At 67.8% G+C, this 26369-nt stretch carries 15 protein-coding genes, 1 tRNA gene and 1 pseudogene; 13 read left to right on the forward strand and 4 right to left on the reverse strand.

Annotated elements, in window-relative coordinates; all coding sequences use genetic code 11:
* The first annotated feature begins 44 nt into the window (after nucleotides 1-44).
* From glmM to H7U32_RS05100, 5 genes are all read left to right on the forward strand, one after another.
* Complete coding sequence (gene glmM, locus H7U32_RS05080; protein WP_204468655.1) at nucleotides 45-1433, forward strand: phosphoglucosamine mutase; 1389 nt, start codon at nucleotides 45-47, stop codon at nucleotides 1431-1433.
* A 62-nt stretch (nucleotides 1434-1495) separates the two neighbouring features.
* Nucleotides 1496-2152 (forward strand): peptide deformylase, encoded by a 657-nt coding sequence (locus H7U32_RS05085; RefSeq protein WP_204468657.1) that lies wholly within the window; start codon nucleotides 1496-1498, stop codon nucleotides 2150-2152.
* A gap of 68 nt (nucleotides 2153-2220) precedes the next feature.
* Nucleotides 2221-2293: transfer RNA gene (locus H7U32_RS05090), tRNA-Arg, on the forward strand.
* Nucleotides 2294-2318: 25 nt separating this feature from the next.
* The gene (locus H7U32_RS05095; RefSeq protein WP_204468659.1) at nucleotides 2319-4340 is read left to right on the forward strand and encodes a cation-translocating P-type ATPase; all 2022 of its coding nucleotides are present in this window, start codon (nucleotides 2319-2321) and stop codon (nucleotides 4338-4340) included.
* Nucleotides 4341-4415: 75 nt separating this feature from the next.
* Nucleotides 4416-5426 (forward strand): endonuclease/exonuclease/phosphatase family protein, encoded by a 1011-nt coding sequence (locus H7U32_RS05100; protein WP_204468661.1) that lies wholly within the window; start codon nucleotides 4416-4418, stop codon nucleotides 5424-5426.
* Between the two features lie 47 nt (nucleotides 5427-5473).
* Here H7U32_RS05100 and H7U32_RS05105 read toward each other — a convergent pair whose 3' ends face one another.
* A complete protein-coding gene (locus tag H7U32_RS05105) occupies nucleotides 5474-5815 on the reverse strand; it encodes an exodeoxyribonuclease VII small subunit (RefSeq protein WP_204468663.1) in 342 nt (113 codons plus the stop codon).
* 80 nt (nucleotides 5816-5895) lie between these two features.
* Nucleotides 5896-7161 carry an exodeoxyribonuclease VII large subunit gene (gene xseA, locus H7U32_RS05110; RefSeq protein WP_239457528.1) on the reverse strand — a complete coding sequence of 422 codons (1266 nt, stop codon included), beginning with the start codon at nucleotides 7159-7161 and terminating at the stop codon, nucleotides 5896-5898.
* A 451-nt stretch (nucleotides 7162-7612) separates the two neighbouring features.
* Between xseA and nrdD the strand changes: the two genes are divergently transcribed.
* The 3 genes from nrdD to H7U32_RS05125 all read left to right on the forward strand — a co-directional run bounded on the left by nrdD (nucleotide 7613) and on the right by H7U32_RS05125 (nucleotide 16143).
* On the forward strand, nucleotides 7613-10003 hold the full coding sequence (gene nrdD / locus H7U32_RS05115) for an anaerobic ribonucleoside-triphosphate reductase (RefSeq protein WP_204468666.1): 2391 nt from the start codon (nucleotides 7613-7615) through the stop codon (nucleotides 10001-10003).
* Nucleotides 10004-10159: 156 nt separating this feature from the next.
* The gene (nrdG, locus tag H7U32_RS05120) at nucleotides 10160-10882 is read left to right on the forward strand and encodes an anaerobic ribonucleoside-triphosphate reductase activating protein (protein WP_204468668.1); all 723 of its coding nucleotides are present in this window, start codon (nucleotides 10160-10162) and stop codon (nucleotides 10880-10882) included.
* A gap of 236 nt (nucleotides 10883-11118) precedes the next feature.
* Nucleotides 11119-16143, forward strand: coding sequence for a 2-hydroxyacyl-CoA dehydratase (locus H7U32_RS05125; protein WP_204468670.1), 5025 nt, complete (start codon nucleotides 11119-11121; stop codon nucleotides 16141-16143).
* Between the two features lie 121 nt (nucleotides 16144-16264).
* On the opposite strand, the gene H7U32_RS05130 is transcribed toward H7U32_RS05125, so the two are convergent.
* Nucleotides 16265-17644, reverse strand: coding sequence for a class I SAM-dependent rRNA methyltransferase (locus H7U32_RS05130; protein WP_204468672.1), 1380 nt, complete (start codon nucleotides 17642-17644; stop codon nucleotides 16265-16267).
* A 95-nt stretch (nucleotides 17645-17739) separates the two neighbouring features.
* Nucleotides 17740-18324, reverse strand: a complete 585-nt coding sequence (locus tag H7U32_RS05135; protein WP_204468674.1) for a TetR/AcrR family transcriptional regulator — start codon at nucleotides 18322-18324, stop codon at nucleotides 17740-17742.
* 221 nt (nucleotides 18325-18545) lie between these two features.
* Here H7U32_RS05135 and H7U32_RS10750 point away from each other — a divergent pair.
* The 5 genes and pseudogenes from H7U32_RS10750 to H7U32_RS05165 all read left to right on the forward strand — a co-directional run.
* Nucleotides 18546-20273: pseudogene (locus H7U32_RS10750) on the forward strand (glycoside hydrolase family 3 N-terminal domain-containing protein); the annotation flags it as partial.
* A gap of 182 nt (nucleotides 20274-20455) precedes the next feature.
* The gene (locus H7U32_RS05150; RefSeq protein WP_204468678.1) at nucleotides 20456-21664 is read left to right on the forward strand and encodes an ATP-binding protein; all 1209 of its coding nucleotides are present in this window, start codon (nucleotides 20456-20458) and stop codon (nucleotides 21662-21664) included.
* Nucleotides 21665-21818: 154 nt separating this feature from the next.
* Entirely contained in the window at nucleotides 21819-22367 is a 549-nt protein-coding gene (locus H7U32_RS05155) for a MarR family transcriptional regulator (protein WP_239457529.1), read from the forward strand.
* A gap of 41 nt (nucleotides 22368-22408) precedes the next feature.
* Nucleotides 22409-24226: an ABC transporter ATP-binding protein gene (locus tag H7U32_RS05160; RefSeq protein WP_204468679.1), complete on the forward strand. Its 1818-nt coding sequence runs from the start codon at nucleotides 22409-22411 to the stop codon at nucleotides 24224-24226.
* A 196-nt stretch (nucleotides 24227-24422) separates the two neighbouring features.
* Nucleotides 24423-26333: an ABC transporter ATP-binding protein gene (locus H7U32_RS05165; protein WP_239457540.1), complete on the forward strand. Its 1911-nt coding sequence runs from the start codon at nucleotides 24423-24425 to the stop codon at nucleotides 26331-26333.
* Nucleotides 26334-26369: the final 36 nt, after the last annotated feature.

The following is a 26369-nucleotide window of genomic DNA, read 5'->3' on the forward strand; positions in this document are numbered from 1 at the left end:
GGCGCGGGCCGCGCGCCCGGCAAGGAAGGGTGGCAAGGAACATCATGCCGAAACTGTTTGGAACCGATGGCGTGCGCGGACTGGCGAACCGCGACCTGACCGCACGGCTGGCGCTCGACCTGGGCGACGCCGCCGTGCGCGTGCTCGGCGACACGGATGCGAACGCGACCGAAGGGCTGGGCGGCCGCCGCCGCGCCCTCATCGGCAGGGACACCCGCGTCTCCGGCGACTTCCTCGCCTCCGCGCTGGCGGCGGGCATGTCCGCCGGCGGCTTCGACGTCATCGACGCGGGCATCATCCCCACGCCCGGCGTCGCCTACCTCACCTCCGTGCTCAACGTGGAGATGGGCGCGGTCATCTCCGCCTCCCACAACCCCATGCCGGACAACGGCATCAAGTTCTTCGCCCGCGGCGGCTTCAAGCTGCCCGACGCCAAGGAGGACGAGATCGAGGCCGTGCTCGGCCAGGACTGGGAGCGCCCCACCGGCGCCGGCGTCGGCCGCGTCTCGCAGGACAACGTCACCGCCACCAACCTGTACATCGACCACTTGGTCTCCACCATCGCCCCCGTCGGGGCGGACCAGAAGCAGCCCAAGCCGCTCAAGGGCCTCAAGATCGTGGCCGACTGCGCCAACGGCGCCACCTCCGTGGTCGCTCCCGAGGCGCTGCGCCGCGCCGGCGCCGAGGTCGTCGTCATCAACGCCTCCCCGGACGGCTACAACATCAACAAGCACGCCGGATCCACCCACCCCGAGCAGCTGCAGGCCATGGTGCGCGCCTCAGACGCCGTCATGGGCGTCGCCTTCGACGGCGACGCCGACCGCTGCCTGGCCGTGGACGAGGACGGTACCATGGTCAACGGCGACCAGATCATGGGCATCCTCGCCCGCGCCAAGAAGCGCGAGGGCAAACTCGCCCACGACACGCTCGTCGTCACCGTGATGAGCAACCTGGGCCTCAAGCTCGCCCTGAAAGACATGGGCATCGCCACCGTGCAGACCGCCGTCGGCGACCGCTACGTGCTCGAGGAGATGCTGCGCGGCGGCTACACGCTGGGCGGCGAGCAGTCCGGCCACGTGATCAACCGCGAGTTCGCCACCACCGGCGACGGCACGCTGACGGCCCTGACCCTGTGCAACGAGGTCGTGCGCTCCGGCAAGTCCCTCAAGCAGCTCGCCGCCGACTTCCCGCAGCTGCCGCAGACCCTGGTCAACGTGCCGAACGTGGACAAGATGGCAGCCTCCACCAACGTCGCGGTGCAGGCCGCCGTCAAGCGCGAGGAGCAGCTGCTGGGCGACACCGGCCGCGTGCTGCTGCGCCCCTCGGGCACCGAGCCGCTGGTGCGTGTGATGGCCGAGGCCGCCACCCAGCAGCAGGCCGACGAGGTGTGCGCCCGCCTCGCGCAGGTCGTCGCCGACGAACTCAAGCTCTAGCCCATCCACCCCCACGCCCCGGACGCCGTGCCCGGGGTGCCGTCAGGAAACGGAGAACATCCATGTTCGGCAAGAACGCCAAGGTCGACCTCGAGCTCAACAAAGCCGTCGAACGCCTTATCAAGGAGGGCGGCAAGGAGCGGATCCTGCCCATCGTGCAGGCCGGCGAGCCGGTGCTGCGCCAGCGGTGCGCCGCCTACACCGGGCAGCTGAGCAAACGCACGCTGGCCAAGCTCATCGACACCATGCATGTGACGATGCTCGAGGCCCCCGGCGTGGGCCTGGCCGGCCCGCAGATTGGCCTAGGGCTGGCGCTCGCCGTCGTAGAGGACCACGCGGGCGAAGGCGACGAGAACGACCCGCGCGAGGCCGCGGAGTTCCCGTTCCATGTGATCATCAACCCGAAGTACACGCCGGTGGGGGAGCAGACCCGCAGCTTCTTCGAAGGCTGCCTGAGCTTCGACGGCTACCAGGCGGTGCGCCGCCGCTGGCTCGACATCGACGCCGAATGGGATGACGAGGACGGCAACCACCACAAGGAACGCCTGCACGGCTGGCCGGCGCGCATCTTCCAGCACGAGACCGACCATCTGTCCGGCGAGCTGTACATCGACAAGGCCGAGATCCGCTCCCTCACCTCCAACGAGAACCTCGAGGACCTGTGGTGCGAGGATCCGGTGCCCACCGAGGCCGCACGGGAACTCGGCTTCGAACTGTGAGCCGTCCGTCCCGCCGACGACACCAGGGTCCGGCGGCGGTGCGAACCTGTGTACAATAGGACGCTGTTGCCCCAGTAGCTCAGTGGATAGAGCACTTCTCTCCTAAAGAAGGTGTCGTAGGTTCGATTCCTATCTGGGGCACCCTTTCTTTCTTTCAATGCCCGGCATGCGGTCGGGATCGCTCGCCGCCGTGGGCAAGGCGCTGACCATCGTGGGCCTCGTCGTCTGCGCGGCGATTCTGCTCCTCGGCGTGCTGTACCAGCGGCCGATGGTGCCGCAGCTGCTTGTCGCGATCACGCTGGCCATCTCAATCATCCCCGAGGGGTTGCCGGCCACCGCCACCATCGTGATGGCGCTCGGCGTGCAGCGCATGGCCCGCCGCCATGCGCTGGTCAAGACGCTGCCTGCGGTGGAGACGCTCGGCGGTGTGACGGTGATCTGCTCCGACACAACCGGTACGCTCACGCTCAATCGCATGACCGTGACCCATGTGGCGACCGACGGCGGGTTTACGGCCGGCGAGGCCACACCTGTCGACGACCTCGGCAGGTCCGTGGCCGACGCGAGCAACGGTGAGACCGGCACCGGAATCGGCTCCGCTGCCGGTCTCCTGCTCACGGCCGCCGCGCTGTGCAACGACGCGAGCCTCGACCCGGACCATCCGGGCGAGGTCATCGGCGACCCCACCGAGGGCGCGCTCATCCGCTTCGCCCAACGCTTCGGCATCGACCACGAGGCGCTCGAGGACCGCTTCCCGCGCGTGGCCGAATGCCCGTTCGACTCCGAACGCCAACGTATGACCACCGTGCACCGCGTCGGCGACGGACTGACCGCCTACGCCAAGGGCTCCGTGGAAGGGCTGCTGCCGCTGTGCGACCGGATCTGCGGCGACGATGGCACCGTGCGTGCGATGACATCCGCCGACCGCGGCCGCATCCTGGCGCTCTGCCGCGGCATGGCCGGCGACGCGCAGCGCACACTCGGCTTCGCGATGCGCACGACGGATGCCTCGCAGGCCGGGCTCGCCCCCGGCACGCCCGATGCCTGCGCCGCGGGTCCGGGCTCCCCGGTCCTGGCGTCCCCCGATCCGGCCGTGCTGGAACGTGGCTTCGTCTTCCTCGGCGTGACTGGCATGATTGACCCGCTTCGCCGTGAAGCCGGCGAGGCGGTGCGCTCCTGTTCCGCCGCCGGCATCCGCACCGTCATGATCACCGGTGACCATCCGCTCACGGCGCTGGCCATCGCCCGGGACCTGGGCATCCACCGCCCTGGCGACACGGTGGTCACCGGCGCCGACCTGGCCCGCATGGATGACGCCGCCCTCGACGCGGTCGTCGGCAGTGCCACCGTGTTCGCGCGCGTGACCCCCGGCGATAAGCTGCGCATCATCGACAGTCTCCGACGTACCGGCGAGGTCATCGCGATGACTGGCGATGGTGTCAACGACTCGCCCGCGCTCGAGGCCGCCGACATCGGCGTGGCGATGGGCGTGGCCGGCACCGACGTGGCCAAGGGCGCGGCGGACATGATCCTGCTTGACGACTCATTCGCCACCATCGCCGTCGCAGTCAAGGAAGGCCGGCGTGTGGCGCGCAACATCCAGAAGGTCATCCAGTTCCTGTTGGCCGGCAACATCGCGGAGATCACGACGCTGCTCGTCGCGGCAGCGCTCAACCTAGCCGCGCCGCTCTCCGGCGCCCACATCCTGTGGGTGAACCTAGCCACGGCCACGCGGCATGCGCCGGTGCGCTCCGGCACGCTGTTCGACTGCGGACTCGTGGGCCGTGTGCTTGCGCAGGGCGTGTTCGTGGCGCTGATGACCACCGCCGCATACTGGGTCGGCACCGGCTGGGGCGCCGGCGCGGGCGGCCACGCCGTAGGCCAGACGATGGCCTTCTGCGTGCTCGCCTTCTCCCAGCTGCTGCGCGCGCTCAACCAGCGGTCCACCACCGAGCCGGTGTGGGTGCGCGCCGAAGGCGCCAACCCCTGGCTGGTCGCCGCCGTGCTCTGCTCCCTGGCGCTGACGATGGCGGTGCTGCTGGTCCCTGCCCTGCGGGAGGCTTTCGGCCTAGCCTCGCTCACCGGCGGCCAGTGGGCCGTGACCGCGGCTCTGGCGGCGATGTCGCTGGTACAGATGGAGGTCGCCAAGCTGCCCGGCCGGCTGCGGGGCCGACGGGATGCGGTCTGACGGACGGTGATGCGCCGCATCGGGTATGGTGGCGAATCATCGTGGCGAATCGGAGGACGGTTAGGAGGACCGGGCATGGGTAAGAGGCGTCATCGCATCCTTGGGGCGCTCGCGGTGATTTGCGCGGTGGCCGCTGCGCTGGGCACCTTCGCCCGCACGCTGCCCGGCGATCTGCAGGCCCTGCCGTATGTGCCGGTGCTGGTCTCCGCGACTCCGTGGTTCACGATCCTGTCCGTGCTGGCCCTGGTGATGGCGTTGGTCTCCGCCCGTTACCTCACCGCGCTGGTGGCCATCGCCTGCATCGGCGCACAGGGCTGGTGGCAGCATCCGTTCTTCATGGCCGGATCCCCGTTGCCCGAAGCGGCCGAGGCCGCCGTCGCCGCCGCGAAGCCAGACACGGCGGATGCCTACGCCCGCGTGATGACCTTCAACGTGTACAAGGGCCAGGCCGACCCCGCCGCCATCGTCGAGGCCGTGCGTGACAACCGCATCGAGGTGCTCGCCCTGCAGGAGACCACCGACGCCTTCGTGCGGGCGCTCGAGGAGGCCGGCATCGGCGGCTACCTGCCGTACTCGAATGTGTCCAGTTCGGATGGCGTGTTCGGCAACGGCCTGTGGTCCGCCACTCCGCTCGGCGACCCGCGCGACACCGACGTCGACTCCAGCGCCTCCTTCATGCCCGGCGGCACCGTGGGCTTCTCCGGTGGCAGTCTGCCGGTGCGGTTCGTCTCCGTGCACACCACAGCGCCCGTGCCCGGCTACTGGGGCCAGTGGAAGCGGTCGCTCGACGAGCTCGCCCGCATGCGCGCCGACACCGGCACCCGCTACGTGTTCATGGGTGACTTCAACGCCACCGACGACCACACGCCGTTCCGCACGTTCCTGGGCGACCGTTTCCACGACGCGGCCAAGTCGGCCGGGCATGGCTTCACCTTCACCTGGCCGACGGATAAGCCGCCGCTGCCGCGCGTCGCCGGCATCGACCACATCGTGCTCGACCAGGGCATGACCGCCGGCCAGACCCTGGTCAAGCCAATCGCCGGTTCCGACCACGCCGCGCTCATCGCCACGATCGCCGTCGGCTGAGCGGCGAAGCGGCGCTCGGGCGGCGAAGCGGCCATCCGGCGTGCCGCTCAGCCGAGGTTCGACTGCGTGCCGGCCGTGTCCGCGGTGGCGGCCTGGGCGCTTTGCGCGGCGTCGAGCTTGGTGCGCACTTCGTTGAGCAGGCTCTGCGCGCGCTTGGCCAGCGCCTCGCCGATCTCCCACTGGCGCATTGACTGGTCGAGGTCGAGGCCTCCTGCCTCCAGTGTCTGCACGGCCTGGATGAGTTTGTCGCGCGCCTCCTCATACGGCATCCGCGCGATGGCCTCGCGCTCCGCGTCGGTGAGGGACGAGGCGGGGGAGGGGGCCGTCTGCTCGCCGGCCGTGGCCTCCTGCGCCGTCTCGTCGGTGGTGGCGCCCTGCTGTGTCGTCATCGTCGTTCCTTTCTCTGGGTGTGATGCTGATGGAATGGTGTTGGTGGGAATGGTGTCGGAGGGGATCGCGGAGCCGAAGCTCACGCGGTGGCGGTCGCGGTGGCGGTGACGACGCCGCGGCGCAGTGTCAGCGTGAGCGCGTCGCCGGGGTTCACGCGGGCCGCGTCGTCGAGCACATGGCCGTCGGCGGCTTGGACGACGGCATAGCCGCGGTCCAGCGTGGCCTGCGGGCTCATCGCGGTGAGCGTGGCATGCGCCCGTTCGACGGTGCGCTCCGCATCGTCCACCAGCCGGCGCAGCCCCACGTCGAGGCGCTGCCGGGCCTCGTCCAGCAGGCGCTGGTGCGGGTCCAGCATCGTCAGCGGATGCGTCAGGCTCGGACGGTTCGCATACCCCTCCACCAGCCGCACCTCGCTGTCCACCCGGGCGGAGACACGCATGCGCATCCGGCCGATCGCGTTGTCCACGAGCTGCCACTGCTCGCGCACATCCGGCACCACGCGCTTGGCCGCGTCCGTCGGCGTGGAGGCGCGCACGTCGGCGGCCAGGTCGATGAGCGTCCAGTCGTCCTCGTGGCCGATGGCGGAGATGATCGGCGTGACGCAGGCGGCGGTGGCGCGCACCACGCCCTCGTCGGAGAAACCGACCAGATCCTCGAAGGCGCCGCCGCCACGGGCCACGATGATCACATCCACCTCCGGATCCGCGTCGAGCTGACGGATCGCACGGATCACATCGGGCGGGCACTGCTCGCCCTGCACATGGGTGTGCACCACCTTGAACCTGACCGCCGGCCACCGCAGGTTCACGTTGGTGATGACGTCGCCCTCGGCGCGCGCCTGCGGGGCGCAGATGAGCCCGATGCACCGGGGGAACTCGGGCAGCGGCACCTTGTTCTCCTGGTCGAACAACCCCTCGCCCTTGAGCTTCTTGCGCAGCTCGTCGATCTGCTCCTTGAGGCCGCCGGCGCCGATCTTGCGGATGTCGTCGCCGATGAAGCTCAGGCGCGTCTGCTTCATCCACACATCGGCCTTGCCATGGATGACCACACGGTCGCCCTGGCGGAACTGCGCGGCCTTCGCGGCGAAGGCACGCCAGCCGGAGACGGAGATCGCAATGTCCTCGAAGTCGTCGCGCACCGTCAGATAGGCGGAGCCCGCGCGGCGCGTGTTGATCTCGGTGATCTGCCCGCAGATCCACGCCGCCGGCCACTTCTCCACCGCGATGTGGAACTTCTGGCTCAGCACGCTCACCGGCCATGGATTGTCCGCCGTGGTCTCGCTGGCGAGCCTCGGCAGCTGGTCCATCGGCCGGGGCGCCGGTCCCTGGTGCATCTGGTAACTCATGGCCACCATGATACGTGCGGCGGGAAAAGCCGGTAAAAAAATACCGTGCGCGCGTTGTGGTGGGACAATGGCGTCACCGACGCCGGCATGGCGGCCGGGGAAGATCCGCGACCGCAGGGAGGCAGCGGTGGAAGGCAGGCATCGATTGCCGGCAGGTATACGCCGGGGCGTCAACCCGACGCGCCACGAGGGGCGTGTGACCTTTTTCACACGACCTCCCCCAACCGCGTGTTTCGGTGGTACTTAGCCCCTCAAGCACTACTGGTAGTGTTTCGACGGCGCGTCGCCACTAGATATAGTGGGCGGGTTGTCGTACAGTACATGAGGCGACCGGAACCACATCCATGTGGTTTGGCCTCCGTGCAGGGCCTTCGCAGACCCGGCCGGACGGCGGGTGTGGACGGTCGGCCTGAGCTGTTATCGAACTATCTTTTGTCGAAACGAGGTCGAGATGGAGACTCAGATGATGCAAGCCGTGGCATCCACCCAATCCACAGGAGGGGTGAAGGTCGAGAAGCGTGACGGCCGCATCGTGGATTTCGATCCGGTCAACATCATCGTGGCCGTCAAGTCCGCGTTCGGCGACCTCGACAAGAAGGTCGGTCCGCAGGAGGAGCAGTTCATCCGCGGCATCGCCGACCAGGTGGAAGGCGAGATCAAGGAGCGCTACGCCGGCCCCGCCAAGATCGAGGACATCCAGAACCTCGTGGAGCACGCCCTCATCGACGGGCATATGTACGACGTGGCCCGCGCCTACACCAACTACCGCCTGGACAAGGACATCCAGCGCGCCAAGGCCACCGACGTGAACGAGGCCGTCGCCCGCTTCATCAACCACGACCCGACCCTCATCCACGAGAACGCCAACAAGGACTCCAACGTCTACGCCACGCAGCGCGACCTGCTGGCCGGCGCCGTCTCCAAAGCCACCGCCTTCGCGATGTTGCCGGACGCCGTCTCCAACGCGCATATGAAGGGCGACATCCACTTCCACGACGCCGACTATTCGCCGTTCACCGCGCAGTCCAACTGCTCGCTGCCCAACTTCTGGGACATGCTGGCCAACGGCTTCACCCTCGGCAACGCGCCGATGGCCTCCCCGAAGTCCATCGCGATCGCCGCCACGCAGATCACCCAGATCATGAAGGACGTGGCCTCGAGCCAGTACGGCGGCCAGACCGCCAACCGCGCCGACGAGCATCTGGCGCAGTACGCGAAGAAGGACTACGAGAAGTTCCTCGAGGAGGCCCGCGAAACCATCCCCGACGGCATGCCCGTCGAATTCGCCCGTCGCCAGGTCGAGTCCGCCAAGCGCAACGAGCCGGCCAAGCTGCACTTCGGCTCCCGCCAGCCGCTGCCGATGGACACCCCGTTCCACGACGACGTCGACGAGCTCGAGCAGGAGCGCGAGATCCTCGCCAAGATCCGCACGCGCAAGGCCATCTACGACGCGATGCAGACGATGGAGTACCAGATCAACTCCAACCGCGTCTCCAACGGCCAGACCCCGTTCGTGACCGTGGGCTTCGGCCTGGGCACCGACTGGTTCTCCCGTGAGATCCAGCGCGCCATCCTGCTCAACCGCATCCGTGGCCTGGGCAAGGAGCACCACACCCCGATCTTCCCGAAGCTCGTGTTCACCGTCAAGCACGGCGTGAACGCCGACCCGGGCGACCCGAACTACGACCTGAAGCAGCTGGCGCTCGAATGCGCGACCAAGCGCATGTACCCGGACGTGGTGTTCTACGAGAACATCGTCAAGATCACCGGTTCCTTCAAGGCGCCGATGGGCTGCCGCTCCTTCCTGCAGGGCTGGATCAACCCGACGACCGGCGAGGACGAGGAGGACGGCCGCATGAACCTGGGCGTGGTGACGGTGAACGTGCCGCGCATCGCCCTCGAGTCCCGCGGCGACAAGCAGCGCTTCTGGAAGATCTTCGAGGAGCGCATGGAGGTCGCCCACCAGGCGCTGCAGTACCGCATCATGCGCTGCAAGCAGGCCACCCCGGTCAACGCGCCCACGTTGTTCCGCTACGGCGCCTTCGGCCGCCTCGGCGCGAACGACAACGTGGACACGCTGTTCAAGAACGAGCGTGCCACCGTGTCCCTGGGCTACATCGGACTGGCGGAGACCACCGCCGTGTTCTACGGCAAGAACTGGATCCGCGACCACGGCTGGGACCCGGAGGGCAAGGAGTTCGCGCTGTCCATCGTCAAGCGCATGAACGAGCTGTGCAAGCAGTGGAGCAAGGCCGAGGGCTACCACTACTCGGTGTACTCCACGCCGGCCGAGTCGCTCACCGACCGCTTCAACCGCATGGACCGCGAGAAGTTCGGCGTCGTCGACGGCGTGACCGACCACGACTTCTACACGAACTCCTTCCACTACCCGGTGTGGCTGCAGCCCACCCCGATGGAGAAGCTCAACTTCGAGAAGGACTTCCCGTACTACGCCTCCGGCGGCTTCATCAACTACTGCGAGTACCCGTGCCTGCAGGACAACCCGAAGGCGCTCGAAGCCGTGTGGGACTACGCCTACAACATCGGCATCGGCTACCTGGGCACGAACACGCCGATCGACCACTGCTTCGTCTGCGGCTTCCAGGGCGACTTCGAGCCCACCGAGGAGGGCTTCAAGTGCCCGGAGTGCGGCAACTCCGACCCGGACAAGTGCAATGTGACCAAGCGCACTTGCGGCTACCTCGGCTCCCCGGTGCAGCGCCCGATGGTCCACGGCCGCCACGAGGAGATCGCCCACCGCGTCAAGCACATGAGCGGTTCCACCGGCAAGGTCACGCTGGCTGACGGCGAGACCCGCGAATGGTTCGAAGAGGCCAAGTGACCCACACCCATCGCGGGGACCCGGCCGAGGAAGACAGGCCGGGCGCCTAAGATGGGACACGACCGGCGAGGGGCGGTCGCCTGCATGGCGGCCGCCCCTCGCGCATCCGCACGCAGGCCAGGCCGCCGGCGCGGAAGCCGAAGCAAAGGAGATGCCATGCCCGTCACCACCGTGAGAACCGACGCGCCCCGCCGCGACTTCGCCGAAGGGGAGACCGGCCGCGGGCCGTCCGTGCCGTCCGGGGGACTGTGCAACGACCCCCGCGCCGGCCAATGGGACGGCCGGCGCATGTTCCGCAACATGATCGCCGACTACAAGACCGTCGTCGTCACCGACGGCGAGGGCGTGCGCAACTCCCTGTACGTCTCCGGATGCCCGTTCCACTGTGAGGGCTGCTTCAACGCCTCGATCTGGGACTTCCAGGCCGGCCACGAGTACACGCAGCGACTCGAGGACCGGATCATCGAGGACCTGCGGCCCGGCTACATCCAGGGTCTCACCTTCCTGGGCGGCGAGCCGATGCTCGCCACACCGGTGCTCGTGCCGCTGGCCCGCCGCATCCGCGCCGAATTCGGCCATGCCAAGGACCTCTGGTGCTGGACCGGCTACACGTGGGAGGAGCTCATGCGCCCCGGCGAGACGCCGGACAAGCGCGAGCTGCTGGAACTCATCGACGTGCTTGTGGACGGCCGCTACATCAAGACGCTCAAGGATTCGCTGCTGCAGTTCCGCGGCTCCTCCAACCAGCGCATCCTCGACGTGCCTAGGTCGCTGGAGGCCGGCGGACCCGTCGTCTGGGCCAGGCTCCACGACCAGGAGCGCGACATCCCCGAGATCTACCTCAAGGACCGCGAATCCGGCAAAAGCACGTCGTCGTGACACGCGCCGTGGCTCGGTCCGCACGACAGGTTATGCATTCTGTGGGCGAAATCACGTCGCCCGGATGCGCCGTGGACCGGGAGTCGGACTACATTACATAGCAGCAACCGGACGCAGCGTGCCCCGCACGAGGCCCAGGACGACGATGACGCAGTCGTCCCCGCGCCGCCGCAGGCCTCCTGGCCGCAGGCCCCTCGGGCACCTTCCTTCCGGAAGACGGACAGACAGAGGAATGCATGACTGAGAAGGCAACCACCATGAGCTCCGCGGGCACCATGCCGCTGCGCGTGGGACTGGACATCGGCTCGACCACGGTCAAGGCCGTCGTGCTCGACCAGACCGATTCTTTGGACGCCACGCTGTTCTCCGACTACCGCCGCCACCACGCCAACGTGCGCGCCACCGTACAGGGCCTGCTGACGGACATCCATGCCAAGCTCGACCAGCTCGGCCGCGGCGACGCCCCCATCCGCCTGGCCATCACCGGCTCCGGCGGCCTCGCGCTGGCGGACCAGCTGCACGTCCCCTTCGTCCAGGAGGTCATCGCCGAGACCGAGGCCATCGACGCGGAGTATCCGCAGGCGGACGTCATCATCGAGCTCGGCGGCGAGGACGCCAAGATCACGTACCTGAAGCCCACGCCGGAACAGCGCATGAACGGCTCGTGCGCGGGCGGCACCGGCGCGTTCATCGACCAGATGTCCACGCTGCTGGACACCGACGCCGCCGGCCTCAACGAGATGGCCAGCCACTACCAGACCCTGTACCCGATCGCCTCCCGCTGCGGCGTCTTCGCGAAAACCGACCTGCAGCCCCTGATCAACGACGGCGCCGCCAAGCCCGATCTGGCGGCCTCCATCTTCACCGCCGTGGCCACGCAGACCATCGCCGGCCTGGCCTCCGGCCGGCCCATCCACGGCACCGTCATCTTCCTCGGCGGCCCGCTGTTCTTCATGAGCGAGCTGCGCGCCGCGTTCCAGCGCGCCCTCGACGGCAAGGTGGACGAGTTCATCGTCCCCACCGACGCCCACCTCTACGTGGCTTACGGCGCCGCGCTCGTGGCCGGCAAGCCCGAGGGCATCGACATGGACGGCGAGCATTACGATCCGCGCACCTGCGCGGACATCCTCGCCCGCCTCGACGAGCTCGAGAACCTTCCCTCGAACACCCCGCACATGCCGCCGCTGTTCCCCACCGAGGCGGACCGGAAGGCCTTCGACGAACGTCACCACCGCGAGCATGTCCACATCGGCACGCTCGAAGGAGCGTCGGGCCCGCACTTCCTCGGCATCGACGCGGGCTCCACCACGATCAAGGCCACCTTGGTCAACGACGACCGCGAGATCGTCTGGTCCAGCTACGCCAACAACGAGGGCAGCCCGCTGACCGCCGCCATCGGCATCGTCAAGGCCATCCAGAGCCAGCTGCCGGCGGGCGCGTGGATCGCACGCGCCTGCGCCACCGGCTACGGCGAAGGCCTCATCACCACCGGCCTGCACCTGGACGAGGGCGTGGTCGAGACGATGGCCCACTACCGCGGCGCCGAGATGGTCAGCCCCGGCGTCACCGCCGTCATCGACATCGGCGGCCAGGACATGAAGTACCTGGCCGTCGCCGACGGCGTCATCGACTCGATCGCCGTCAACGAGGCCTGCTCCTCCGGCTGCGGCTCCTTCCTCCAGACCTTTGCGATGTCGATGGGCCTGAGCATCGAGGAATTCACCCAGAAGGCGCTCGCCTCCACACGCCCGGTGGACCTGGGCTCGCGGTGCACCGTGTTCATGAACTCCTCGGTCAAGCAGGCGCAGAAGGAGGGCGCGTCCATCGAGGACATCGCCGCCGGCCTGTGCTACTCCGTGGTGCGCAACGCGCTGTACAAGGTGATCAAGCTGCGCGACTCCGGCGAACTCGGCGACACCGTCGTGGTCCAGGGCGGCACCTTCCTCAACGACGCGGTGCTGCGCGCCTTCGAGCTGCTCACCGGCCGCGAGGTCACCCGTCCGAACATCGCCGGCCTGATGGGCGCGTACGGCGCCGCCCTCACCGCCCGCATGCACTACCAGGACGTGGCCGAGGACCAGAACGAGATGGTGACAGCTGACGGCGGCTCCGCGCCCGCCGGGGACGCGGACGGCTTCAAGCCCACCGGCTCCGGCGCCGAGGCCCGCACCGTCGTGGTCGACGGGGTGCGGCACACCGCCTCCGCCATCCTGTCCGGCGAGGCGCTCGACACCCTGACCATGACCACCGAGCGCGACGTGTGCAAGCTGTGCCAGAACCACTGCAAGCTCACGATCACCACCTTCGCGGACGGCTCGCGCTACGTGACCGGCAACCGCTGCGAACGCGGCGGCGACGCCAAGCGGCAGCGCTCCGACCGGCCGAACCTGTACGACTACAAGTACAAGCGGTGCTTCGCCTACCGCAGGCTCACGGACAAGAAGGCCACGCGCGGCGAGATCGGCATCCCGCGCGCGCTGAACATGTACGAGAACTACCCGTTCTGGTTCACGCTGCTGACCAGCCTGGGCTTCAAGGTGGTGATCTCCGGCCGTTCCAGCCACGAGCTGTTCGAAACCGGCATCGAGTCGATCGCCTCGGAGAACATCTGCTACCCGGCCAAGCTCGCCCACGGGCACATCAAGTGGCTGCTCAACAAAGGCGTCAAGACGATCTTCTATCCGTGCGTCGCCTACGAGGAGAACCTCGTGGACCACACGGACAACCACTACAACTGCCCGATCGTGGCCAACTACCCGCTCGTCATCGGCGCGAACATGCCCGAGCTGCGCGAACCCGGCATCCGCTACATGCACCCGTACTTCAACCTGGCGGACCACGACCTCATGGTCGACCGCATCGTCGAGGAGTTCGCCTGGGCCGGCGTCACCCGCGAGGAGGCCGAGACGGCCGTCAAAGCCGCCTACGCCGAGGACAAGGTGTTCAAGAACGACGTGCAGCAGGAGGGCCTGCGCGCGCTCGCCTACATGAAGGAGCACGACTGCCGCGGCATCGTGCTCGCGGGCCGCCCCTACCACATCGACCCTGAGATCAACCACGGCATCCCCGAGACCATCTGCTCCCTGGGCATGGTGGTGCTCTCCGAGGACTCCGTGTGCGAGCTGCAGCCGGGGGAGAAGCTCGACCTGACGGCGTTCCTGTCCGAGGGCGAGCCGGATCCGCGGGCGAAGAACGCCGCCGGCTTCCGCCATGTGGGCGACCGCACCGTCACCCGCATGCCGCTGCGCGTGACCAACCAGTGGGCCTACCATGCGCGCCTGTACGCGGCCGCGAACTTCGTGGCCTCCTACCCGGGGCTCGAGCTCGTGCAGCTCAACTCCTTCGGCTGCGGCCTCGACGCCATCACCACCGACCAGGTCTCCGAGATCCTGGCCGACAAGGCCGACGTGTACACGATGCTCAAGATCGACGAGGTGTCCAACCTGGGCGCCGCCAAGATCCGTCTGCGCTCGCTCAAGGCCGCGGTCGAGGAGCGCGAGGCGAACAAGGCCCGCGAGGCCGCGCGCGCCGCCAAGGCCGCCGACACCGCCGGTTCCGATGTGTCCGCAGCTGCGTCCGATGCCGCCGCCCGCGCCGAGGCCGACTTGGCCAGCGCGCAGGCCGACCTGGCGAAGGCGCAGGCCGCGTTCGATGCGGCCCGCCGCCGCGCCGACGAGGCCCGCGAGCAGGCCGCACGCACCGACGGCGACGGGTTCCGCAGAACCGGCTCCCAGGCGCCGACCCCCGGCCGCCAGGTCATGCTCAACGCGACGATGGCCGACAACCCCAAGCTCACCGACCGCGTGCGCGAGGCCGCCCGCCGCGCCGCCAAGGAGGGCGCGGCCGTGCCCGAGGTCAACGCCGACGGCAGCCCCGCCGCCGGCGCCGCCAGCCGCTCCGGCCACAACAACGCGACGATGAGCCGCTACGCCAACCGCATCCCCTTCGGCAAGGACATGAAGAAGGACTACACGATCGTGGCGCCGCAGATGAGTCCGATCCACTTCTCGCTCGTCGAGGCGGCGATCCGGTCCGGCGGTTACAAGTTCGACGTGCTGCGCACGGCGAGCCGCGAGGATGTGGAGACCGGCCTCAAATACGTGAACAACGACGCCTGCTACCCGGCGATCATGGTGGTGGGCCAGATGGTCGACGCGATCATCCAGGGCAAGTACGACCCGGACCGTGTGGCGCTGGCAATCACGCAGACCGGCGGCATGTGCCGCGCCACCAACTACTTCGGCCTGATCCGCAAGGCGCTGATCGACGCCGGTTATCCGCAGGTGCCGGTCATCGCGCTGTCCGTGCAGGGCTTCGAGGACAACCCCGGCTTCAAGGCCACGCCCACGCTGGCCGCCCGCGCGCTCAAGGCGCTGGTGATCGGCGACCTGCTCATGAAGTGCCTGCGCCGCGTGCACCCCTACGAGGCAGAGCCCGGCTCCGCCGACCGTCTCTACGAGATGTGGGATACCATCGCGCGCGAGACCATCGAGCACCACGGCTTCTCCGCGACCGCCCGGCGCAGGCTTGGCGCGGCCAAGGGCTACCTGCCGTACCCGAAGCTGGCGCGCGAGATCGTGCGCTCCTTCGACGCACTGCCGCTGAAGGATATGCCGCGCAAGCCGCGCGTGGGCGTGGTCGGCGAGATCCTGGTCAAGTACCACCCGGACGCGAACAACCATCTGGTGGACGTCATCGAATCGCAGGACTGCGAGGCCGTGGTGCCCGGCATCATGGAGTTCATGACCACCCACCTGTACACGCACGAGTGGGAGAAGCACTACCTGGGCAAGGGCGGCTCCGACCTGGGCAAGTGGATCATGCGCAAGGGCTTCGAGGCGTATGTGAAGCCGGTGCGCAAGGCGCTCGAGCTGGCGCACGGCAAGTTCCAGCAGGACGCCACCATGACCGAGCTCGCGCAGATGGCGCAGACCGTGACCTCCCTGGGCGTGCAGGCCGGCGAAGGCTGGCTGCTGACGGCCGAGATCCTGGAGCTCATCGAATCCGGCTGCCCGAACGTGGTGTGCGCGCAGCCCTTCGCCTGCCTGCCCAACCATGTGACCGGCCGCGGTATGTTCGGCAAGATCCGGCGCCTGCACCCCGAGGCGAACATCGTGAGCATCGACTACGACCCGGGCTCCTCCGAGGCGAACCAGCTCAACCGCATCAAGCTCATGATCGCCGCGGCCAAGAAGGCTGCCGCCAAGCGCGAGCATGAGCGCGAGGGCGAGGCCGCGCCGGATATGGAGGCCGCGGTCTGAGCCGTCGGCCGTCGCTCCCGCATGGCGGGGCGGCGGCCCACAAGCCTGGTCAGCGACAGAGGCCGTCCAGTTGATGCAGCGATTCTGTCCCGAAGGCCTCCTTACAAGGCCCCAACGCGGCTCACACGACCTGGAAGATGAAGAACTTCAGGTAGTCGGTCTCCGGGATGCCCCACACGATCGGATGGTCGGGCGCCTGCTGACGCTCCTCGATCTGTCGCAGCTGCACGCCGGCGTCGCGCGCCGCCGACCACAACATGCGGCGGAAGCGCTCCGTGTCCATGAAATGCGAGCAGGAGGCGGTGGCCAGGTAGCCGCCGCGCGGCAGTGCCTTCAGGGCCCGCAGGTTGATGTCCTTGTAGCCGCGGGCCGCGGAATCCACGGTGCGCCGCGACTTCGTGAACGCCGGCGGATCGAGGATGATGAAGTCGTAGTCCTTGCGGTGGCTCGCCTCCAGGTCGGTGAGCAGGCCGAACACATTCTCGGTGCGGAAGTCGATGCGTTCGCCCTCGTCGGCGCCCTCGGCCATGAAACCGTTGAGCCGCGCGTTGCGCTTGGCCATCTCGATCGCCGGGGCGGAGATGTCCACCGCGGTGACGTGCGCGGCGCCGCCGGCCACCGCATTGAGCGCGAAGGAGCCGGTGTGCGTGAAGCAGTCGAGCACACGCCGGCCGTGCGCCAGCTTCGCCACCGCGCGACGGTTGTACTTCTGGTCGAGGAAGAAGCCGGTCTTCTGCCCGCGCGCCACGTCCACGTGATAGCGCACGCCGTTCTCCACGATCTCGACCTCCGCCGGCCCGTAGGCGGTGGCGTCGGGGTCGGGGGAGGGGACGGCATCCAGCGGCGCCATCGCGCCCGGAGTCGCCGGATCGGGGACGATGGCCCCGCCGTCTGCGCCGTCCATCGGCCACCAGCCGCAGGTCGGCCCCAGTCCCTCGTGGGAGCGGGCGGCCACGTCGTTGCGCTCGTAGATGCCGCGGATCGCCACGCCGGCCTTGGCCAGCGCGTGTACGATCGCCGGGAACACCACCGGTTTGAGCCGCTCCATGCCCAGCGACAGCGTCTGCGTGACGAGCACGTCGCCGAAGCGATCCACCACCAGACCCGGGAAGCCGTCGGCCTCGGAGAACAGCATGCGGCAGGCGGTCGCGTCCACGTCGCCGAGCACCTGGCGGCGGTAATCCCACGCCCAGGCGGCCTTGCGCTCCCAGAACGCGGCGTCCATGCGGTCGTTCGCATTGTGCGTGACCAGGCGGATGCGGATCTTCGAGCCGTGGGAGATGAACCCGGTGCCCAGATAGGCGCCCTTCGCGTTCGCCACGTCCACATACGCGCCGTCGGGCACCTCATCCGGCCCGATGGCGCGGGCGGCGCCGTTCTCGCCGGCGGGCGCCGCCAACGCGACGACCTCCGCGCCATACACCCACGGATGACCGCCGCGCAGTGCCTTCTCGGCCTTCGGGGTGACGGTGGCGGTCGGGTAGGGACGATGCGATTTCATGACGGGCTCCTTGGCTGGCGGCAAACGGCGCCATTATACCGGCCGGTGCGGCCTTGGGCGGAAGCAGGCGAAGGGCGCTCGCCGAATCATGCCGCTCAGCGGTAGCCCTCCCAGACGGGCAGGGGCATGAGCGTGTCCTCGCAGTCCGCCCACATCGCCACCAGGTCCCGGCCGGGCGCGCGCAGCCAGCGCAGCTGTACGCCGTCCATCGCGGCGAAGCCTGTGGCCAGCAGCTTGGCCACATCCGTACCCGCCGGCACCTGCCAGCGGATGGTGAGCGCCGTGTCCACAATCTGCCGTTCACGCCGTTCGAAGTAGTCGTGCGCAGGATGACCGGGGTCGAGCGCCTCCGCGCTCAGCGTGGAGAACATGTGCACCAGCGCGGGGCGGCGCGCGTTGATGGAGACGATGCCGCGCCACATCTCGGCGATGAGCGGCCGTTCGCGCCGCGCCATCGCGCAGGTGAAGTCCAGCGTCTCACGGTCGTAACGCTCGTCGAGCACCAGGCGCAGCAACCCCTCCTTGCTGCCCACATGGTGGAGCACTCCGGCCTTGGTCAGTCCCACGGCGTTGGCGATGCGCTGCAGGGACGTGCCGTAGTAGCCGAGCGTGCCGAAGGATTCGACCGCCGCGTCGAGGATCGCGGCGCGGCTGCCGGTGTCGGCGGTGGGATCAGGCATGGTGACTTCCTTCGTCCAGGAACTGCGCTGCCTACGATTCTCCCATGCTGTGCGGCCGGCCGTCCTCCGTGGCGTGTGCGCCGGACGCCGGGGTGCGGGTTGCGCTGTGAGGGCGGGCTTTGGTAAGGTACCTACCGAACGGTAGGTCAGTCCTGCCGGGGCCGCGCACCGCGGCGCACAATGACGTAGCGCACGACATCCGCAAGAAAGCGAGGACGCATATGACCGAACGCATCACCGTCAAGGACCTCACCCTGGAGGAGAAGGCCTCCTGACCTCGGGCGGCGACGCCTGGCATCTGCAGGGCATCGAGGCCAAGGGCGTGCCCGGATACATGATCACCGATGGACCCCACGGCCTGCGCAAGGCGCTGGCCGACACCACCGGGAGCACCGACCTCAACGCCTCCGTGCCCGCCACCTGCTTCCCGCCGGCGGCCGGTCTGGCCAGCTCTTGGAACCCGGAGCTCGTGCGCGAGGTCGGCGTGGCGATGGGCGAGGAATGCGTGCAGGAGAAGGTCGCCGTGATCCTGGGCCCTGGCGTGAACATCAAGCGCAATCCGCTCGGCGGCCGCTGCTTCGAATACTGGTCCGAGGACCCGTACCTTGCCGGCCACGAGGCCGCGGGCATCGTCGAGGGCGTGCAGTCCCAGGGCGTGGGCACCTCGCTCAAACACTACGCGGCCAACAACCAGGAGACCGACCGCCTGCGCATTGACGCGCGCATCTCCGAACGCGCCCTGCGCGAGATCTACCTGCCCGCCTTCGAGCACATCGTCAAAACCGCCAAGCCGTGGACCCTCATGTGCGCGTACAACAAGGTCAACGGCGAGCACGCCTCCCAGAACCATTGGCTGCTCACCGATGTGCTGCGCAAGGAGTGGGGCTTCGACGGCATCGTGATGAGCGACTGGGGCGCCGTGCACGACCGCGTCGCCGCGCTCGACGCCGGCCTCAACCTGGAGATGCCGCCGAGCTTCACCGACGACCAGGTGGTGTACGCCGCCCGCGAGGGGCGCCTCGACCAGGCACAGCTCGACGCGATGGCCCAGGGCATGCTCGACCTCTATGAGAAGGCCCGCCCCGCCATGGAACGCGAGGGCTTCCGCTACGACGTGAACGCCCACGACGAGACCGCACGCCGCGCCGCCCGTGAATCCATCGTGCTGCTCAGGAACGAAGGCGGCGTCCTGCCGCTCAAGGCCGGCGCCAAGGTCGCCGTCATCGGCGAGTTCGCCCGCACTCCGCGCTACCAGGGCGGCGGCTCCTCGCATATCACCCCCACGAGGAAGACCTCCTTCCTCGACGCGATCGCCGCGCGCGGCGTGGATTATGACTTCGCTCCCGGCTTCACCCTCGACCTGGAGCCCGCCAACCCCGCCCTCGAGGCCGAGGCTGCTCGGCCAGGCCGGCGGCGCCGCGCTTGCCGACGTGATCCTGGGTGACGTGAGTCCCTCCGGCAAGCTCGCCCAGACCATCCCGATGCGCCTGGAGGACGATCCGAGCATGCTCAACTGGCCCGGCGAGGAAGGGCATGTGGACTACGGCGAGGGCGTGTTCGTCGGCTACCGCTACTACGACACCTACGGCGTGGACGTCGACTACCCGTTCGGCTATGGCCTGAGCTACGCCAGCTTCGATGTCACCGACGTGCGGGTGGCCAAGACCGGCGCCAACACCGCGCGCGTCACCGCCACCGTGACCAACACATCCGCCGTGGACGGCGCCGAGACCGTGCAAGTGTACGTCGCCCCCGGCCGGCAGGAGGTCGCCCGCCCGAAGCACGAGCTCAAGGGCTTCGTGAAGGTGTCCCTCAAGGCCGGCGCATCCACGACTGTGGCCATCGACCTGGACGAGCGCGCGTTCGCCTACTGGTCCGTCCGCTTCCACGACTGGCACGTCGAGCCCGGCGAGGCCACCGTCGAGGTCGGGGTCTCCGCGCGGGACATCCGTGGCGCCGGATCCGTGCGCTGCGGGTCGGCGGTGTGGACGACCTAGCGTCAGACGCTTAGCGTCAGGCATGTCTCAAATCAAAAATCCATTATGTTTTCCCCGGAAAGTTGTTGATAAAATGAAATAGGTTTTGTTTTGATGGTGCATCTGGGGTGTGTGCCGTGGAAAGGAGGGCTGCGATGATCGAGCGTCCTGGATATGTAGCGATGCTGGAGCGGTGGAGAGACAGGGATGTCATCAAGGTCATCACCGGTGTCCGGCGTTGCGGCAAGTCGACGTTGATGGGCATATGGGCGCAATGGCTTCGCGATCGCGGCGTGGCGGACGACCATATCATTCACATCAATCTGGAGATGCTGGAATACGAGCGCCTGCTTGACTATCATGCGCTACACGACGAGATCCTCGGTCGGTGCCGGGACGACGCGATGCATTACGTGCTCATCGATGAGATTCAGAACGTCCCCGACTTCCAGAGGGCTATGGACAGCCTGTACGTACGTCCCAACATTGACCTCTATGTCACCGGATCGAACGCAAAGCTGTTGGGTGGTACGTTGGCCACGCTGCTGTCCGGCCGGTATGTGGAGATTCCGATGCTGCCGCTGTCGTTCGCGGAGTATCTGTCCGTTCCCGTAGGCTCCGCCGCGGCCGACTCCTCGCCGAGGCGCCGGTGGTCCGACTATCTTCACGACGGCGGCTTTCCGGCCGTCAGCGGACTGAACGGGGACGACTCGCTGGTGCGCGACTATCTCGACGGCATCCTCAACACCATCCTGATCAAGGATGTGGCGCAACGTGTCCAAGCCAATGTCGGCCTGCTGCGGGCATTGGTGGTGTATCTGTACGACAACATCGGCAACCTGACCACGGCGGCGGGCGTCGCGCGCGCCCTGACATCGGCCGGGACCAAGGTCACGCCGCCCACCGTCGCCTCGTATCTCGACGTGCTGGAATCGGCGTTCGTGGTGTACGCGGTCCCGCGCTACGACATCCGTGGCAAACGCATCCTCAAGCAGGAGCGCAAGTATTATGCGGTGGACTTGGGCCTGCGCCGGGTCCTGTGCTCCAACGACGTTCGTGACGCCGGCCGCATTCTGGAGAATGTCGTGTATCTGGAGCTGCTGCGCCGCGAGCGGGCCGTATTCGTCGGGCAGGGTGCCGGCGGGGAGATCGACTTCGTGACCAACGGCGCCGACGGGCGCCAATACTGGCAGGTCAGCGAATCGACGGCGAATTCGGCGACCTTGGAAAGGGAGTTATCATCGTTCGCTCCGTTGCGTGACAACTATCCGAAGACGCTCATCACCATGGATGACGCGCGTCCGGAATCCTACGACGGCATCCGCCGGGTCTACGCCCTTGACTGGTTGGCTGAAAATCGGTGACGCCGGGCGCACGGTTGCGCCGGGCGCGCAGTGGCCGGCATCGGCGGGGGACACGCCCTGAAATTGTTGTATGCGCAACTGTTGTATATAGTACGGATTCGTCAAAGAGGGCCGGCATGGCTCCCGCCACCCGGAAACGAATCGACGCCAATCCATGAACGAATCCCCATCATCGTCCGCGCCCGCCACGCCGGTCGCCGAACCGGCGGACGAGACGCCGCTGGGCGTGCTGCTGCGGCGGCTCAACAACATGACCGCACGTTACCTGGGCGCCACCATGCCCGAGGAAGCGCGCGAGGCGACCGGCGGCAACGCCGAGATCATCCTGTACCTGGTCCGGCACGAGGACCGGGAGATGTTCCCGCAGGACATCGAACGCCGCTTCGGCATCACCCGCTCCACGTCCTCGCGCGTGCTCGGGCTTATGGAGAAGAAAGGGCTCATCCGCCGCGAATCCGTCGCGCGCGACGCCCGCTTGAAGCGCATCGTGCTCACCGACAAGGCGCGCGACATCGAACGCCTGTTGCACGGCAGCGGGGACCGGATGGAGACGACGATGACGGCCGGCATCGCCGGCGCCGACCTCGCCGTCTTCCGCCGCTGCCTCGACGCGATGATGGACAACCTCGCCGCCACCGGCAAGGTGGGGCGCTGCGGAAGGCCGGCCTCCGGAGGCACAGCCCCGGGGCGAGGGAACGACTGAAAGCATACGAACGATTGCAAGGAAAGGAACGGAACGCGCACATGCCATCCCAGGACATCACCGCGGCGCAGGCCGGCCATGACCGGCCTGCGCCGCCCAAGCACATCCTGCGCACCCTCGCGCACAGTCTGAGGGAATACAAGAAGCAGAGCCTGCTCACCCCCGTCTGCGTGGCGGTGGAGGCCATCCTGGAGATCCTCATCCCCACGGTTATGGCCGAGCTCATCGACCGGGGCATCACCGGCGGCAGCATGCCCGTCATCCTCAAGTTCGGGCTGCTGCTGCTCCTGTGCTCGCTGGTCTCGCTGCTCTTCGGCTACCTGGCCGGCAAGTTCGCGGCCATCGCGGCCGCCGGCTTCGCGCGCAACCTGCGCAGCGACCTGTTCGACCAGGTGCAGGGCTTCAGCTTCACCAACATCGACCGCTTCTCCACCGGCTCGATCATCACACGCCTGACCACCGACGTGACCAACGTGCAGAACGCGTACATGATGCTCGTGCGCGTGGGCGTGCGCGCCCCGATCATGATGGTCGTCGCCTGGGCGTGCTCGTTCAACATCAGCCATTCGATCTCGATGGTGTTCCTCATCGCCGTGCCGATCCTCGGCATCGCGCTGATCGCGCTCGCCGCCGCCGTGCACCCGATCTTCGAACGTGTGTTCCACACCTACGACGACCTCAACAACGTGGTCGACGAGAACATCCAGGGCATGCGCGTGGTCAAGTCCTTCAACCGCGAGGACCACGAGGAATCCAAGTTCATGCGCATCTCCAAGCGCATCTACAAGGACTTCCTCAAGGCCGAGCGCACGATGAGCTTCAACATGCCGCTCATGCAGCTGTGCATGTACGTGTCGATGATCCTCATCGCCTGGCTCGGCGCCAGCCAGATCGTCGCCTCCGGCAACAACGCGGCGCTGGGCCTGACGACCGGAGAGCTCACGGCCATGGTCACGTACGCGATGCAGATCCTCATGAGCATGATGATGATCTCGATGATCTTCGTCATGGTCATCATCTCGCGCGCCTCCGCCAGCCGCATCTGCCAGCTGCTGCAGGAGCGGAGCACCGTCATCGACCCGGCGCATCCGGTGGTCGAGGTGGCGGACGGCTCGATCGAGTTCGACCATGTGAGCTTCCGCTACTCCGACCATTCCGAGAAGCCTGTGCTCGACGACATCAACCTGACGATCAAGCCGGGCATGACCGTCGGCATCGTCGGCGGCACCGGTTCGGCCAAGTCCAGCCTCGTGCAGCTTATCCCGCGCCTGTACGACGTGACCGCGGGCACGCTCAAGGTCGGCGGCGTCGACGTGCGCGACTACGACCTGGTGACCCTGCGCGACCAGGTGGCCATGGTGCTGCAGAAGAACATCCTCTTCGCCGGCACCATCAAGGAGAACCTGCGCTGGGGCGACCCGCACGCCACCGACGACCAGCTCGTCCACGCCTGCCAGCTCGCGCAGGCCGACGGCTTCGTGCGCGAATTCCCCGACGGCTACGACACACACATCGAACAGGGCGGCACCAACGTCTCCGGCGGCCAGCGCCAGCGCCTGTGCATCGCCCGCGCGCTGCTCAAGAAGCCGAAGATCCTGATCCTCGACGACTCCACGAGCGCCGTGGACACCAAAACCGACCAGCTGATCCGCAACGCGTTCCGCACCGAAATCCCGGACACGACGAAGATCATCATCGCCCAGCGCATCGCCTCCGTGCAGGAGTCCGACCTCATCCTCGTCATGGACGGCGGGCGCATCATCGCCTCCGGCACGCACGACGAGCTGCTGGAGACCTGCGACGAATACCGGCAGATCCACGAATCGCAGACGCGCAACACCGCGCAGGAGGCGATGTGAGATGACGGGAGAACCCAGCATGACCACCACGAAGAAGCACATGCCCGGCACCGGCACGAACGGCGCCTCGGTTGAATCGAAGGCGCTCAAGGACGCGCTCGCCACCGCCACCCCGCACGGGCGCAAGCTCAGCGCCACCGCCCGGCCCGGCACCCTCAAGCGGTTGCTCGGCTACGTGTTCCGCTACAAGGCGCACATGGCCGTCTCCATCGTGTGCATCCTGCTGTCCGCCGCCGCGCAAGCCGGCTCCGCCGTGTTCCTGCAGAGCCTGATCGACAGCTACATCCTGCCGCTCGTCGGCGCCGCCGACCCCGACTGGGGCCCGCTCATCCGTGCGCTGACGCTCATGGGCTGTCTGTACGCGGTGGGCACCGTGAGCACCTGGCTGTACAACTGGCTGCTCGTCGCCGTCTCCCAAGGCACCCTCAAGACGATCCGCGACGAGATGTTCGCCCACCAGCAGACGCTGCCGATCCGCTACTTCGACACGCACGAGCACGGCGACACGATGAGCCACTACACCAACGACACCGATACACTGCGCCAGGCGATCAGCCAGTCCTTCCCGCAGATGTTCGCCTCCGTGGTCTCCGCGCTAGCCGCGCTGATCTCCATGATCTGGCTGTCGGTGCCGGTCACGCTGTTCGTGCTCGTGTTCACCGCCGTCCTCATCGTGGTGGTGCGCCACCTGGTCACCCGCTCCGGCCACTACTTCCTGCTCCAGCAGCAGTCCATCGGCGAGGTCAACGCCTTCGTCGAGGAGGCAGTCAACGGCCAGAAGGTCATCAAGGTGTTCAACCACGAGCCCGCCACCGCCGAACAGTTCCGCGCCCGCAACGACGAGCTCTTCGACGCTACCGCCAAGGCCAACACCTACGGCAACGTCACGATGCCGGTCGTGGGCAACATGGGCTACTTGCTGTACATCCTGCTGGCGGTGTTCGGCGGCGCCTGGGCGCTCGCAGGCTGGGGCAACTTCGGCCTGGAGGGCACCGGTTCGCTCACGCTGGGCACGCTCGTCTCCCTGCTGACGCTGTCGCGCTCGTTCACCAACCCGATCGGCCAGGTCTCCCAGCAGTTCAACATGGTGATGATGGCGCTGGCCGGCGCTTCCCGCATCTTCACGCTGCTCGACGAGCCGTCCGAGGAGGACGGCGGCACCGTCACGCTCGTCAACGTGGAGCTCGGCGACGACGGACGCACCATGACCGAAACCGACCGCAAGACCGGCCACTGGGCGTGGAAGCGCGAGGCCGGCGACGACGGCACGCGCTCGCTGGCCGCCGCGAGCGCGCTGTCGCCCAAGGCCGCCGAGGTGGCCGCCAAGGCGCGCGAACAGGCAGTCACCTCGCCGGACGGCAGGCTCACGCTGCTGCGCGGCGACGTGCGCTTCACCGATGTGACCTTCGGCTACAACCCGGACAAGCCGGTGCTGCATGACATCACCTGGTTCGCCAAGCCCGGCCAGAAGATCGCGCTCGTCGGCGCGACCGGCGCGGGCAAGACCACGGTGACCAACCTCATCAACCGCTTCTACGACGTGCAGCAGGGGCAGATCCTCTACGACGGCATCTCCGTCAAGGGCATCCGCAAGCCGGACCTGCGCCGCTCGCTGGGCATCGTGCTGCAGGACGTCAACCTGTTCACCGGTACCGTGATGGACAACATCCGCTACGGACGGCTCGACGCCACCGACGAGGAATGCATCGAGGCGGCCAAGCTCACCAACGCGGACGGCTTCATCCGCATGCTGCCGCAGGGCTACCAGACCGTGCTCGAGGGCGACGGCTCCGGCCTGTCCCAGGGCCAGCGCCAGCTCATCTCCATCGCCCGCGCCGCCGTGGCCGATCCGCCGTGCCTCATCCTCGACGAGGCGACCAGCTCCATCGACACGCGCACCGAGTCCGTGGTGCAGGCCGGCATGGACAACCTCATGAAGGGGCGCACGGTGTTCGTCATCGCGCACCGCCTGTCCACGATCCGCAACTCGGACGTCATCATGGTGCTCGACCACGGCCGCATCATCGAACGTGGCTCGCACGACGAGCTCATCGCGAAGAAGGGCGAGTACTACCAGCTGTACACCGGAGCGGTGGAACTGGAGTAAACGCCGCGGACACGGCCCGTCAGGCCCCGCGTCATG

It is taken from the genome of Bifidobacterium pullorum subsp. saeculare (genome assembly GCF_016899725.1).
Lineage (GTDB): Bacteria > Actinomycetota > Actinomycetes > Actinomycetales > Bifidobacteriaceae > Bifidobacterium > Bifidobacterium pullorum_C.

Excerpts from the sequence above, each read along its gene's own strand:
- nrdD (WP_204468666.1), top strand. The coding sequence starts at position 7,613 with ATGGAGACTCAGATGATGCAAGCCGTGGCATCCACCCAATCCACAGGA.
- H7U32_RS05085 (WP_204468657.1), top strand. The coding sequence starts at position 1,496 with ATGTTCGGCAAGAACGCCAAGGTCGACCTCGAGCTCAACAAAGCCGTC.
- H7U32_RS05130 (WP_204468672.1), bottom strand. The coding sequence starts at position 17,644 with ATGAAATCGCATCGTCCCTACCCGACCGCCACCGTCACCCCGAAGGCC.
- nrdG (WP_204468668.1), top strand. The coding sequence starts at position 10,160 with ATGCCCGTCACCACCGTGAGAACCGACGCGCCCCGCCGCGACTTCGCC.
- H7U32_RS05135 (WP_204468674.1), bottom strand. The coding sequence starts at position 18,324 with ATGCCTGATCCCACCGCCGACACCGGCAGCCGCGCCGCGATCCTCGAC.
- H7U32_RS05125 (WP_204468670.1), top strand. The coding sequence starts at position 11,119 with ATGACTGAGAAGGCAACCACCATGAGCTCCGCGGGCACCATGCCGCTG.
- H7U32_RS05095 (WP_204468659.1), top strand. The coding sequence starts at position 2,319 with ATGCGGTCGGGATCGCTCGCCGCCGTGGGCAAGGCGCTGACCATCGTG.
- H7U32_RS05165 (WP_239457540.1), top strand. The coding sequence starts at position 24,423 with ATGGCCGTCTCCATCGTGTGCATCCTGCTGTCCGCCGCCGCGCAAGCC.
- H7U32_RS05150 (WP_204468678.1), top strand. The coding sequence starts at position 20,456 with ATGATCGAGCGTCCTGGATATGTAGCGATGCTGGAGCGGTGGAGAGAC.
- H7U32_RS05160 (WP_204468679.1), top strand. The coding sequence starts at position 22,409 with ATGCCATCCCAGGACATCACCGCGGCGCAGGCCGGCCATGACCGGCCT.
- H7U32_RS05105 (WP_204468663.1), bottom strand. The coding sequence starts at position 5,815 with ATGACGACACAGCAGGGCGCCACCACCGACGAGACGGCGCAGGAGGCC.
- H7U32_RS05100 (WP_204468661.1), top strand. The coding sequence starts at position 4,416 with ATGGGTAAGAGGCGTCATCGCATCCTTGGGGCGCTCGCGGTGATTTGC.
- glmM (WP_204468655.1), top strand. The coding sequence starts at position 45 with ATGCCGAAACTGTTTGGAACCGATGGCGTGCGCGGACTGGCGAACCGC.
- H7U32_RS05155 (WP_239457529.1), top strand. The coding sequence starts at position 21,819 with ATGAACGAATCCCCATCATCGTCCGCGCCCGCCACGCCGGTCGCCGAA.
- xseA (WP_239457528.1), bottom strand. The coding sequence starts at position 7,161 with ATGAGTTACCAGATGCACCAGGGACCGGCGCCCCGGCCGATGGACCAG.